Genomic DNA, 11,646 nt, shown 5'->3' on the forward strand with positions numbered 1-11,646 from the left:
ACGTTCCTTCCCCTATCTGCCAGAACCTCGAAGGAGCCACGATGCCCGGCACCGTCACGCCGAGTGCGCCACCGCTTGTGCTGTCACCGATATCGCCGCCGTTGCGCACCATGTGGCCCGGCCCCGGCACGCCTGCCGCGCCGGTCGTGCTGGGTGGGGCGGGTGCGGTCGGAGTGGTCGCGGCGAGCCTGGTTCCGGTGGACCGGCCAGGCCTCGGGTGGTTGCTGGCCGGGATCGCGGTCACCGTGGCGATGCTGGCCGTGCGGCGCGGGCAGCCCCGGCCCGCGGAGCCGTCGCTGGCCCGCTGGCTGTGGTCCGGGACCGCGCTCGCGCTGCTGGCGGTGGGCACGGTGCGGGCGTCGGAGTGGCTGTTCGCGCTGTGCGTGGTCGGTGCGTGCGCGGCCGGGTCGCTGGGGCTGGCCGGCGGGCGCACGGCCGGGGGTGTGCTGGCCGCGCTCGCCGCCGGACCGGTGGCGGCGCTGCGCGGGCTGCCGTGGGCGGCACACGGTCTGGCGGTCCTGCGGCGGCCGGCCAACGCGGTCCGGCTGGGCCGCTCGGTGACCCTCACCGTGGCGCTGGTCGTCGTGTTCGGTGCGCTGTTCGCCGGCGCGGACGCGGCGTTCGCCCACGTGCTGGGGATGGTTCTACCCACGTTGGACGCATCCTCGATCGTGCGGTGGATGCTCGTGTTCGGGGTGGCCGCGGCTGTCACGCTCGGCGCGTGCTATCTCGCGGCCGCCCCACCCGACCTCGACATAGGGGGTACCCGACCGAAAACGGTGCGCCGGCTGGAGTGGGCGCTGCCCGCCGGCGTGCTGCTGGCGCTGTTCGCCGCGTTCGTACTGGTGCAACTCACCGTGCTGTTCGGCGGCCGCAACTACGTCCTGCGCACCGCCGGGCTGACCGCGGCCGAGTACGCGCGCCGCGGCTTCTGGCAGCTCGCCGCGGTGACCGTGCTCGCGCTGGTGGTGATCGCCGTGGTGGCCGGCAAGGCGCCCCGGGCCACCCGGGCGGACCGGACCTGGCTGCGCGTGGTGCTCGGCGGGCTGGCCGGGCTGACGCTGGTGGTCGTCGCCTCCGCCCTGGTGCGGATGTGGGCCTACCAGCAGGCCTACGGCTTCACCGTGCTCCGGCTGCTGGTCGCGACCTGCGAACTGTGGCTCGGGGTCGTGTACCTCATGGTGCTGGCGGCCGGGGTGCGGCTGCGCGCGCCGTGGCTGCCCAGGGCGATCGTGGGTAGCGCCCTGGCCACCCTGCTGGGCCTGGCCGTGGTCAACCCGGAGGCGTACGTCGCGGGGCACGACGTCACCCGCTACGCCGACACCGGCACGATCGACGCCGGGTATCTGGCCACCCTCTCGGCGGACGCCGTGCCCGACCTGGCGCGGCTGCCCGACCCGGTCCGCTCGTGCGTCCTCACCGCCCTGCGCGAGCGCCTGTCCGGGCCGGACCCGTGGTCGGGGTGGAACCTCGGCCGCGCCACGGCCCGCGACCTGCTCGACCGGACCTACCTCCGCCCACCCGCCGCGGATTGTTTTCCTGATTTTCGGTAAGAACCGGGCCGCTCGTTGCTCCGAACCAGTAGCACCGGGGTGATGAACCGAACAGGGACGCTCCTCGTGTGTGAGGCGGAGGTGGGAGTCATGACGAAAGACGAGTTGAGCGCCCTGAGACACGCGGCCGGCGGAATGGTTCTGTTCCACAATGGACTGTGGGGCGCACCGGCCGGATACCGGTGGGCGGCACCGGACGGGTCGGGCGCCGGGCGGGTGCCGCAGTGGGAGTGCGAGGCACTGGACCTGCTGGAGCGCCGCGGGTTCGTGGCCATCGGCCGGGTCACCGGCGCGCGCGACGGCGCCGTGGTGGCGACGGCCGCCGGGTACGCGCTTCTGTCCACTATGGACGAACGGATCGCGGCCTAGAGTACGTCCCGGCCGAGGCCGGGGAACGCCTTGCCGACCTTGGCCAGCAGGTAGTCGCCGTAGGTGCCGCGGAAGTCGTGCACGCTGGCCCGGTCCCACCGCTGCTCGCGATCGTCGGCGAGCTCGGCCCGGGCCACCGGCGTGACGTCGGCGTCGAAGTTCGGGTCGAAGAAGAATGGCCAGGACAGCCGGTGCCGCCCGGTCGACGGCCGCACCCGGTGCGGGGTCGAGCGGTACCGGCCGCCGGTGAGCCGGTCGAGCATGTCACCGATGTTGCAGACGAACGAGTCCGGCAGCGGAACGGCGTCGAGCCACCCGGACCGGCCGCGCACCTGCAGGCCGCCGTTGCCGTCCTGCTTGAGAATGGTGAGCAGGCCGTAATCGGTGTGCTCACCCACGCCCCACGATCCGTCCGGCTCGGCCGCCGGCGGATAGTTGAAGATCCGGAACAGGATCAGCGGGTCCGCGGTGTACCGCTCGGCGAAGTACGACTCGGGCAGATCGAGGCTCAGCGCGATGCCGGCCATCAGGCGGTGCCCGAGCGCGGTCAGCGCGGTCAGATAGTCCAGCACCGCCTCGCGCAGCCCGGCGGGATGCGCCGGGAACAGGTTCGGTCCGTGCAGCGGCGTTCCGGCCCGGACCTTCGGGTGCGCCGCGGGCAACTCGGCGCCGAAGTACAGGCCCTCCTTGAGGTCCGGCCGGCCGGAGGTGAGCTCAGCGCCGGGCGGGAAGTACCCGCGCCAGGCCCGCCCGCCCCGGGCCATCCGGATCTCCAGCTTGCGGTCCACGTCCTGGTCGAAGAACGCGCGGCTGAGCCGTTCCAGCCGGCGCTGCAACTCGGCGTCCACGCCGTGCCCGACGACGTAGAAGAAGCCGTTCTCCCGGCACGCGTGACCGATCTCGGCGGCCACCGCGTGCCGGCCGGGCGTGCCGGCGACCAACGGGCCGACGTCGATGACCGGAAACTCTCTCACGGGCCCATCCTGCCGGTAGGCTCGGTGATGGCCGGTCGGCGTGCGTGATGGGGGTAGCGGCGATGTCTTTTCCCGGGGAGCCACCGAATCCGTGGTCCCGTGAGGCGCAGTCGGGCCAGTGGCCGGCCTCGGGCCCCTATCAAGCTCCGCCGCCCTACCAACCGCCGATCGCGCCGCCTCCGCCGCCCCGCAGCCGGCGCGGACGCATGCTGTGGGTGGCCTTCGGCGTGGTGATGGCACTCGTGGTCGGCGCGGCCATCTGGGGCGCCGTCGCCGAGACCCGCTCGCACGGCTCGGCCGCGGCGCCGCCCGCGGGCGGCGGCTCCGGGCAGAGCGGAGTCAACCAGGGCCAGACCACGGTGGTGACGGCGAGCGACAAGAAGAGCCAGCTCACCGTGCCGGCGTCGTGGAAGGACGTGCCGCCCTCCTTCCGGGAGGAGCTGGCCGTGATCCAGCTCGGCGACCTGCGCCGCGAGCAGTACGTCGTCGTGGTCACCCTGGACCGCGACGACTTCGAGGACTTCGACGCATTCTCCGCCGCGATGCTCGAGGGGGCGCAGCACGCGCTCGACGACGCGGCGGTCAGCGAGCCGCGCAACCTCACCATCGGCGGGCTGCAGGCGGTGCAGTACGAGATCTCCGGCAAGGCCGAGGGCATCAAGATCGTGTTCTGGTACACGATGGTGGCCGGCAAGAACGGCTTCTACCAGGTCGTGGCCTGGACCCTGCCATCGAAGCGGACCGAGGCCGAGCCGACCATCACCGAAGTGATCAACAGCTTCCGCGAGCTGGGTGCCGCGTAGGCTGTGTTTCATAACTCGGGCAAGGCCGCCGGTCGCCTTCGGCGAAGGCCTCGGGGTCAGGTTGCCGGGGTGGTTGCGTGCCGGGTGGGTGGTCATGTGTCGTAGGTGTTCCTTTGACGATGCCTGCGGACAGGGCTCGTTCCTCGCCCTGTCCTTGTCACCGTGCGGCGGCCGCCCTCGCCAAAGACTTGCCGACCTCAGCGCACTTTCGAATACGCGCTAGCCGTTCAGCCCCGGTCCGCGCGCAGCTCCGGAACGATCATCTGGACGTCCGGCGGCACCGGCCGGCCCGCGGCGATCCGCTCCTCGGCGAAGGTCCGCATCATCCGGATCAGCTCGGCGTCCTTGCGTTTCTCCAGCTCGGCCACCCAGGCCAGCGGGATACCCAGGAGCACGCACTTGAGCACCGCCTGCCGCCACGCGTCGATCGGCAGGTGCTCGGCCGCGTACCTCCCCATCGCCGCGGCGATCAACCGGGTGTCGTTGCCGCGCAGGGCATCCAGCACCAGCGGCACGGCGCCCGGGCCGAGGTTGAGCAACGGCAGCGCACGCAGCACGGCCCGGCGCTCGGCCGCGTCCCCGTAGTTGTAGACCGCGGTGACGTCCTCCAGGCTGGCGCCGACCAGCAGCAGCGTGCGCACGGCGTCGTCCACCGTCCAGCCGATCAGCTCGGGGTCGTCGGTCCACAGCTGGCCGCGCCCGCATTTGCGTCCCACCGCGGGAAAGAGCCGGGCCAGCGCCGCGCGGTCGCCGGCGACCTGCTGCCGCGCCTCGGCGAACCACGCCGTGCCGGCGGGATCCAGCGCCCGGCTCACCGCCATTCGCACCGACTCGATCTTCATACGGGCACCCCCGCGTGCGCGGCACGCACCGACCCGGCCCGGACGACCACAGAGTCCTGCAACGGCATGAGATCCAGCATGCCGGCGTGCACCGGTGTCCGGACAGGCCCGGAAGAGGTATTGCGCCGGCGGTCCGGCACGACACCGGCTCGCGACCGGGGGTGCCCGTTACCCCGATCGCCGGATCGGCACCCCCCGCCGATCTGATAGGAAACTCGGGTGCGACGGACACGACGTGCGGTCGGTGCCGTCCTGGGTGTGCTGGTGCTCCAGGGCTGTACCGCCGGCCCGGTGGCGCGCACCGCCGACACGCCGTTCGACGTGCTGGTGTTCTCCAGGACCGCGGGGTTCCGGCACGACTCGATCCCGGCCGGCATCCAGGCCATCCGAGATCTGGGTGCCGCGGCGGGATTCACGGTCGTCGCCACCGAGGACGCGGAGGTGTTCAGCGCGGCCAGCCTGGCCCGGTTCGAAGCCGTGGTGTTCCTCAACACGGCCGGGGACGTGCTGTCCGGCTCCCAGCTGAGCGCGTTCGAGTCCTACATCCGGGGCGGGGGTGGGTACGTGGGCGTGCACTCGGCGGCCGACACGGAGTACGACTGGCCGTTCTACGGCGAACTCGTGGGGTCCTACGTTGCCCGAGCACCCGGGCTGCAGCAGATCACCGAGCGGGTGGAGGATCGAACACACGCGGCCACTGCCCATCTCGACCCGACCTGGGTGCGGACGGATGAGCCGTACGGCTACCGCACCGACGTCCGGTCCAGCGCCCACGTTCTGGCCACCGTGGGCTCCGACCACCCATACACCTGGTGCAAAGCCTTTCAGGGTGGCCGCTCGTTCTACACCGGAAACGGACACACGCCGGCGAGCTATGCCGAGCCGGCTTTCCGCGCCTTGCTATTGGGCGGAATCCGCTACGCGGCGGGCCGGGCGAAGGCCGACTGCCGGCCCGAGACCGGTTACACCATGCTCTACGACGGCTCGGCAGCGGGCTGGTCCCAGGCCGGGCCGGGCGGTTTCACGAATCGGGACGGCACGCTGTCCTCTTTCGACGGTCTGGGGTTGTTCTGGTACAGCGCAAAGGAATTCCGGTCCTACTCGCTGAAGCTGGGCTGGCGGCAGGCCGGTGATGACAACTCCGGCGTGTTCGTCGGTTTCCCGCCCGGTTCCGATCCCTCCACCGCGGTGAACAACGGCTACGAGGTGCAGATCGACGCCACTGACGCGGCCGACAAGACCACCGGCGCCATCTACGGCTTCAAGTCCGCGGACATCCCGGCGCGGGACGCCGCCCTGAACCCGCCCGGCGAGTGGAACACCTTCGAGCTCGTCGTCGAAAACGAACACCTGCAGGTGTTCCTGAACGGTATCCGCATCAACGACTTCACCAACACCGATCCGGCCCGCTCGCTCACGTCCGGCCACATCGGCATCCAGAACCACGGCCCGGGCGACGAGGTCTCATTTCGCGACGTTCGCCTCAAGGAGCTCCCGTGAGGCGGCGAAGCCCCGGGTGGCTGCCAGTGGCTTGAGTGGCGGACCATGGCACGGTGACCGTGCTGGAGTCGCTGACCGTTCCGATCGTGCAGGCCCCGATGGCGGGCGGGGTGTCCACGCCGGCGCTGGCCGCGGCGGTGTCCGAGGCGGGTGGGCTGGGGTTCCTGGCTGCCGGCTACCTCACCGTCGAAGCGCTTCGAGACCAGATCAGGGCGGTGCGGCGGCTGACCGGCCGGCCGTTCGGGGTGAACCTGTTCGTGCCGGGCGATCCCGCCGCGGACCAGGAGGCCCTAGCGCGGTACCGCGACCGGCTGGAGGCCGAGGCCGCGCTCTACGGTGCGGAGCTCGGCAAGGCGATGGCCGACGACGACGGCTGGGCCGGCAAGCTGGCCGTGGTGCGGGAGGCCCGGGTGCCGGTGGTGAGCTTCACCTTCGGCTGCCCGAGCCCGGCCACGATCGCGAACCTCAAGCGCTTCGTGTCCACGGTGGTCGTCACCGTGACCTCGGCGGCCGAGGCGCGGCTGGCCACGGAGGCGGGCGCGGACGTGCTGTGTGTTCAGGGCTTCGAGGCCGGGGGGCACCGGGGCACGTTCACCAACACCGCCCGGATCGACGACCTCGGCCTCCTTCCGCTGCTGCGCAGGGTTTGCGCCGTGACCGGGCTGCCGCTGATCGCGGCCGGCGGGCTGGCCCGCGGCCGGGACGTGGCCGCGGTGCTGGTGGCGGGGGCCGCCGCGGCGCAACTGGGCACGGTGTTCGTGGCGTGCCCGGAGAGCGGCGCGAACCCGCTGTACAAGGCGGCGCTCACCAACCCGGTCTTTCCCGGTACGGCGGTGACCCGGGCGTTCAGCGGCCGCGCGGCACGGGGCCTGGTGAACCGCTTCGTGCTGGATCATTCCGAGGGCGCGCCGGTCGCCTACCCGCACGTGCACCACATGACGAAGGCGCTGCGCGCCGCGGCGGCCCGGGCCGGTGACGCGGAGGCCATGAGCCTGTGGGCCGGGCAGGGCCATGTGTTCGCCCGGGAGATCCCCGCCGGCGAGCTCACCCGGGCGCTCGCCGCGGACGCCCGGTCGGCGCTTGTCGAAGCGCTTCGACGCCATCCGGGTTGACCGGGTTGCGGGCGGCGACCTCGCGCGTACGGTGGTGGGCACGATGGCTGATGATCTCGTGCTGATCGGGTTCGACGGCACGCCGGCGGCGGAGCGGGCGGTGCGCGAGTCGGCGGCGCTGTTCAGCTCCCGCCCGGCTCTGGTGGTCACCGTCTGGGAGCCGGGCCGTGCGTTCGACCTCGCGCTCATTCCCGCCCGGGGGCTCGAGTTGCCGCTGAGCAGCGTCGACATCCGCACCGCCGCCGAGGCGGACGAGGCGGCCTACCGTGAGGCGCAACAGCTTGCCCGCTGGGGCGCCCAGCTCGCGAACGACGGCGGCCTGCGGGCCGAGGCCCTGACCGTGGCCGACGAGCGCTCCGTCGCCGGGACCCTGGTCGCCCTGGCCAGGGAGCGCGCAGCGGCGGTCGTCGTGCTCGGCGCCCACCGGCACGGGCGCATCGCCGAACTGCTCGTGGGCACCACCACCCGGGGCGTGCTGCAGCACGCACCCTGCCCGACGCTCGTGGTGCGCGCGGACTGACCGCGTCCACACCGGGCGCGGCGTAGAAATGAGCAATGGCCGCAACCGTGGTGCGGGGCGACCGGCGACGCCGGTGGGCACTGGTGCTCGCCGTGGCCGCGGTGCTGATCACGGTGCCGCTCGTGGTGTCCGCGCGCCCGGTCCGGGTCGGCGGTGTCGAACCGCTTCGACTTCGGGAGGCGATCCTGCGCTCGGGCTCGCTGCCGTACCAGGGCTACGCCGAGGGCAACGGGACGCTCGGCATTCCCGACCTGCCCAACCTGGACCAGGTCACCTCGCTGCTGAACGGCACCACCCGGGTCCGGTCCTGGTACGCCTCGCCGTCGTCGTGGCGCTTCGACGTGCTGACCGCGGGCGCCGAGCGCGACGTGTACGGCACGACGAACGGCGAGTACGTCTGGGACTACGGCGCCAACCTGCTCACCGAGCTGATCGGCGCGCAACCGGTCCGGCTCCCCCGGGCCGGCGACCTGCTGCCGCCCGACCTCGCCCGCCGGGTGCTCGCCGCCGCGCCGAACGACCCGGTGAGCACGCTGCCGTCGAAGCGCGTCGCCGGCCTGAGCGCCGCGGGCCTGCGGGTGCGGCCGGCCGACCCGGACACCTCGATCGGCCAGGTCGACATCTGGGCCGATCCGGAAAGCGGGCTGCCGCTGCAGGTCGAGGTGACCGCGCGCGGCACCGACCGGCCGATGCTGGTGACCCGCTTCGTCGACCTCAGCCTCGACGCCCCGGCACCGGAGATCCTCGTGCCCACCAGACCGGCGGACGGCGGGTTCTCGGTCACCACGGCACCGGACATCGTGCGCGAGTTGGGGGTCGGCGCCCCGGTGTTCTTCCCCGATCGGCTGGCCGGGCGGTCCCTGTCGACCTCCGGGCTGGCCGGCGTGCCCGGCGCCGGGTTGTACGGCAGCGGGTTGTCCGCGTTCGTGGTGCTCCCGTTGCCCCGGAACATCGGCGGCTCGGCCACCGAGGCAGCGCGCAAGGGCGGCGGCACCGAGCTCAGCCTTCCCGGCGGCACCGGCGTGCGGCTGAGCATCCCGCCTGTTTCGGTGATCGTCGAGCGCTCGACCGTCGCCCGCCGGTCCTACCTGCTCGCCGGGCTCGTCGACCCGGCGGTGCTGGAGCGTGCCGCTGCCGAACTGTCCACCGCCCCCCGGAGCGGCCCATGATCGTCACCCGCCGGCTGTCGAAGCGCTTCGACCGAGTTCTCGCCGTGGACTCGGTCGACCTGCACGTCCGCGAGGGCGACCGCTACGGCTTCCTCGGCCCGAACGGATCGGGGAAGACCACCCTGGTCCGGATGCTCCTCGGCCTGGTGTACGCCACCAGTGGCGAGATCGAGGTGCTCGGCCGCCCGGTGCCGAAGCGCGTCGCCGAGGTCCTGCCCGAGGTCGGCGCCCTGGTCGAAGGCCCGGCCGCCTACCCGCACCTGTCCGGCCGCAGAAACCTCGCCCTACTCGACGCCGCCGGCCCCGGCAGCGACCGCCGCACCCGCCGGCACCGCGTCGACGAGGCACTGGAACGCGTCGGCCTCGCCGGCATCGACCGCCGCCCGGTCCGCGCCTATTCCCTCGGCATGCGCCAGCGCCTCGGCCTCGCCGGCGCGCTGCTCCGCAAACCCCGCCTGCTGATCCTCGACGAGCCCACCAACGCCCTTGACCCGCAAGGAATCCGCGAAGTCCGCGAGCTCCTCATCCACCTCAACCGCGCCGGCACCACGGTCTTCCTCTCCAGCCACCTCCTCGCCGAAGTCGAGCAACTCTGCACCCGCGTCGGCATCGTCGACCGCGGCCGCCTCGTCCTCGAGCAGGAGCTGACCGACCTGCGCACCCCCACCGGCCGCGTCCTCATCGACACCCCCGACGCCGCCGCGGCCGTCGCCCTCCTCGACGGCCAGCTCGAACTCCGCGACGGGGACCACCTCGTCGTCCGCCACCCCGACCCCGCGGCCCTCAACACCCTCCTCGTCAACGCCGGCATGCGCATCACCGGGTTCACCCCCGAACGCCGCACCCTGGAACAGGTCGTCCTCGACGTCACCAGCACCGGCTCCGACCGCGTCGACCGGATCAACCCCCACGGCGGGGGTGCGCTGTGATCGGGGTGGAGTTGCGGAAGCTGGTGTTGCGGCCACGGATGTGGCTGAGTGTGTTCCTGCTGTGCGCGCTGCCGACGCTGGTCGCGATTTTCCTTGCCACGGCTGATTTTCCGCCGCCGCGGGGGCAGGGTGGGGCGTTCCTGAACGCGGTGTTGCGCAACGGGTCGCTGTATCCGGCGGCGGCGCTGGCGTTGGTGCTGCCGGTGTTTCTGCCGCTGGCGGTGGCGGTGCTGGCCGGGGATTCGGTGGCCGGCGAGTCGGCGTCGGGAACGCTGCGGTACCTGCTGAGCCGGCCGGTGGGCCGAAGCCGGTTGCTGGTAGCGAAGCTGATCGCCCTGGGGGCGTTCATCGTGCTGGCCATCGCGCTGGTGGTGATCACGGCGCTGGCGACCGGCGTCGCGCTGTTCGGCACCGGGGCGGAAGCGGTCGGGCAGCCGGGGGCGATCACGTCGCTGTCCGGGGCGACGCTGGGGCCGGGTGCGTTGGCGATGCGGCTGCTCGGCACGATCGGCTACATCGTGGTGTCGATGCTCGGCTTCGGCGTGATCGCGCTGTTCTTCTCGACGCTGACCGACTCCGGGCTCGGCGCGGCGCTGGGCGCGCTGGCCGTGCTGATCACCAGCTCGGTGCTGGAAACGCTCGACGCCGCCGCGCCGATCAAGCCGTACCTGCCGACGAACTACTGGCTGGCCTGGATCGACTTCTTCCGCGACCCCATCTTCTGGCACAGCATCAACAAGGGCCTGCTGCTCCAGGCCGGCTACATCGTGGTCTTCTTCGGCGCGGCCTGGGCGAACTTCTCCACGAAGGACGTGACGAGTTAGTCGTCCCGGCCCGGTGCCGGAAAGCAACGTGACGTTGCTTTCCTTCGCGGGAGTGAACGTGACGTTCCTTGCCCTCTACGGCATGACCGTGACGTTGCTTCCCCACCTAGCAGCGCACGCCTTCCGTTCCGCGGGTCATTCGGCTCTGCACCAACGCGTTCCGCACGATCTGGGTGACCAGGGCGCTGGTCGGCAACTCACCGTGTTCAATGTGGACTCCCGGGCAAACCTGTTGCAGCACAACGTTCTCCGCGCCTTCCAACCGCGCGGAGTCCGGCGGTACCACGGTCTGGTCGTTCTCCGTCCAGATCGACAACCACGGCACCGGCACCGGCGCCCGCTCGACGGAGGCCAGCAGCGCACTCCCCGGCGCCAGCTGCTGGCACGCCACCGGGCACGCGTCCGGCACCACCACTCCCCCGCTCGCAGCCAGCCGTGTGCCATGCAGCGGCGACCCCAACGTGATCACCCGCCGCGCCCGGTGCTCGCCGCCCTCCCGCGCCACCCACAACCGTGCCACCAGCCCACCGGCCGAATACCCGATCACGTCAACCGACGGCGCCCCACGCGCCAGCGCGTCGTCCACGTCCCGGTCCACCACTGCCACCTGTGCCAGCAGGTCCCCCGTCCCGTTCCCGGGCAACGTCACGATCCGCACCTCCCGGCCGGAGCTCCGAATCTGCTCCGCCAGCACCCGCAGCCCGTCCTGGCTCCCCCCGTACCCCGGCACCAGCACCACCGTCCCCGGCCGGTCCTGCGCCGGCACCCCCGCCCGCGCCTCGCCACCGCCCAGCACCCGCACTCCGACCAGCACCACCGTGACGAGCACCAGCCCCATCACCCCGGCAACCAGCACCCGCCGCCGTGGACTCAACCCCTGCCACCACCGCACACCCCATCATCACCCACCCGTCCATCCACACCCCCTACGCTGTGGACAACCACCCCGATCTCGATCTTGATCCGACCCCCTCCCGGTAGAATGGAAGCGGGGCCGCCCCCGGGAGTGGTGGGGGGCGCACACACGTAGATGGCGAGTGGGATTTCGCGT

Annotated in this window: 12 protein-coding genes; 9 read left to right on the forward strand and 3 right to left on the reverse strand. The window is 72.2% G+C overall.

Features of this window, described 5'->3' with window-relative positions; genetic code table 11:
- Nucleotides 1-41 precede the first annotated feature (41 nt).
- Together VGR06_RS25325 and VGR06_RS25330 are read left to right on the forward strand one after the other, a co-directional pair.
- Entirely contained in the window at nucleotides 42-1,553 is a 1,512-nt protein-coding gene (locus VGR06_RS25325) for a DUF4173 domain-containing protein (protein ID WP_327561616.1), read from the forward strand.
- Nucleotides 1,554-1,643: 90 nt separating this feature from the next.
- The gene (locus VGR06_RS25330; protein WP_327561617.1) at nucleotides 1,644-1,922 is read left to right on the forward strand and encodes a hypothetical protein; all 279 of its coding nucleotides are present in this window, start codon (nucleotides 1,644-1,646) and stop codon (nucleotides 1,920-1,922) included.
- On the opposite strand, the gene VGR06_RS25335 is transcribed toward VGR06_RS25330, so the two are convergent.
- A complete protein-coding gene (locus tag VGR06_RS25335; protein WP_327561618.1) occupies nucleotides 1,919-2,896 on the reverse strand; it encodes an isopenicillin N synthase family dioxygenase in 978 nt (325 codons plus the stop codon). The genes VGR06_RS25330 and VGR06_RS25335 overlap by 4 nt on opposite strands.
- 206 nt (nucleotides 2,897-3,102) lie before the next feature.
- Between VGR06_RS25335 and VGR06_RS25340 the strand changes: the two genes are divergently transcribed.
- The gene (locus VGR06_RS25340; RefSeq protein ID WP_327561619.1) at nucleotides 3,103-3,699 is read left to right on the forward strand and encodes a hypothetical protein; all 597 of its coding nucleotides are present in this window, start codon (nucleotides 3,103-3,105) and stop codon (nucleotides 3,697-3,699) included.
- Nucleotides 3,700-3,926: 227 nt separating this feature from the next.
- Here the strand turns inward: VGR06_RS25340 and VGR06_RS25345 are convergent, their stop codons facing one another.
- Entirely contained in the window at nucleotides 3,927-4,541 is a 615-nt protein-coding gene (locus VGR06_RS25345; protein ID WP_327561620.1) for an EboA domain-containing protein, read from the reverse strand.
- 219 nt (nucleotides 4,542-4,760) lie between these two features.
- Here VGR06_RS25345 and VGR06_RS25350 point away from each other — a divergent pair, with 219 nt between their 5' ends.
- From VGR06_RS25350 to VGR06_RS25375, 6 genes are read left to right on the forward strand one after another with little or no spacing between them, the layout of a single operon-like run.
- Nucleotides 4,761-6,041, forward strand: coding sequence for a ThuA domain-containing protein (locus VGR06_RS25350; RefSeq protein ID WP_327561621.1), 1,281 nt, complete (start codon nucleotides 4,761-4,763; stop codon nucleotides 6,039-6,041).
- Between the two features lie 59 nt (nucleotides 6,042-6,100).
- Nucleotides 6,101-7,153, forward strand: a complete 1,053-nt coding sequence (locus VGR06_RS25355) for a nitronate monooxygenase (protein WP_414637329.1) — start codon at nucleotides 6,101-6,103, stop codon at nucleotides 7,151-7,153.
- 43 nt (nucleotides 7,154-7,196) lie between these two features.
- Entirely contained in the window at nucleotides 7,197-7,673 is a 477-nt protein-coding gene (locus VGR06_RS25360; protein ID WP_327561623.1) for a universal stress protein, read from the forward strand.
- Nucleotides 7,674-7,708: 35 nt separating this feature from the next.
- On the forward strand, nucleotides 7,709-8,842 hold the full coding sequence (locus VGR06_RS25365) for a hypothetical protein (RefSeq protein WP_327561624.1): 1,134 nt from the start codon (nucleotides 7,709-7,711) through the stop codon (nucleotides 8,840-8,842).
- Entirely contained in the window at nucleotides 8,839-9,771 is a 933-nt protein-coding gene (locus VGR06_RS25370; RefSeq protein ID WP_327561625.1) for an ABC transporter ATP-binding protein, read from the forward strand. The genes VGR06_RS25365 and VGR06_RS25370 overlap by 4 nt, the downstream gene beginning before the upstream one ends.
- Nucleotides 9,768-10,595 (forward strand): ABC transporter permease, encoded by an 828-nt coding sequence (locus tag VGR06_RS25375; protein ID WP_327561626.1) that lies wholly within the window; start codon nucleotides 9,768-9,770, stop codon nucleotides 10,593-10,595. The genes VGR06_RS25370 and VGR06_RS25375 overlap by 4 nt, the downstream gene beginning before the upstream one ends.
- 106 nt (nucleotides 10,596-10,701) lie before the next feature.
- Here VGR06_RS25375 and VGR06_RS25380 read toward each other — a convergent pair whose 3' ends face one another.
- Nucleotides 10,702-11,469 carry an esterase/lipase family protein gene (locus VGR06_RS25380; RefSeq protein WP_327561627.1) on the reverse strand — a complete coding sequence of 256 codons (768 nt, stop codon included), beginning with the start codon at nucleotides 11,467-11,469 and terminating at the stop codon, nucleotides 10,702-10,704.
- Nucleotides 11,470-11,646: the final 177 nt, after the last annotated feature.

This window comes from Actinophytocola sp. (genome assembly GCF_036002505.1).
Lineage (GTDB): Bacteria > Actinomycetota > Actinomycetes > Mycobacteriales > Pseudonocardiaceae > DASYTH01.

Excerpts from the sequence above, each read along its gene's own strand:
- VGR06_RS25325 (WP_327561616.1), top strand. The coding sequence starts at position 42 with ATGCCCGGCACCGTCACGCCGAGTGCGCCACCGCTTGTGCTGTCACCG.
- VGR06_RS25330 (WP_327561617.1), top strand. The coding sequence starts at position 1,644 with ATGACGAAAGACGAGTTGAGCGCCCTGAGACACGCGGCCGGCGGAATG.
- VGR06_RS25340 (WP_327561619.1), top strand. The coding sequence starts at position 3,103 with ATGCTGTGGGTGGCCTTCGGCGTGGTGATGGCACTCGTGGTCGGCGCG.
- VGR06_RS25345 (WP_327561620.1), bottom strand. The coding sequence starts at position 4,541 with ATGAAGATCGAGTCGGTGCGAATGGCGGTGAGCCGGGCGCTGGATCCC.
- VGR06_RS25360 (WP_327561623.1), top strand. The coding sequence starts at position 7,197 with ATGGCTGATGATCTCGTGCTGATCGGGTTCGACGGCACGCCGGCGGCG.
- VGR06_RS25365 (WP_327561624.1), top strand. The coding sequence starts at position 7,709 with ATGGCCGCAACCGTGGTGCGGGGCGACCGGCGACGCCGGTGGGCACTG.
- VGR06_RS25370 (WP_327561625.1), top strand. The coding sequence starts at position 8,839 with ATGATCGTCACCCGCCGGCTGTCGAAGCGCTTCGACCGAGTTCTCGCC.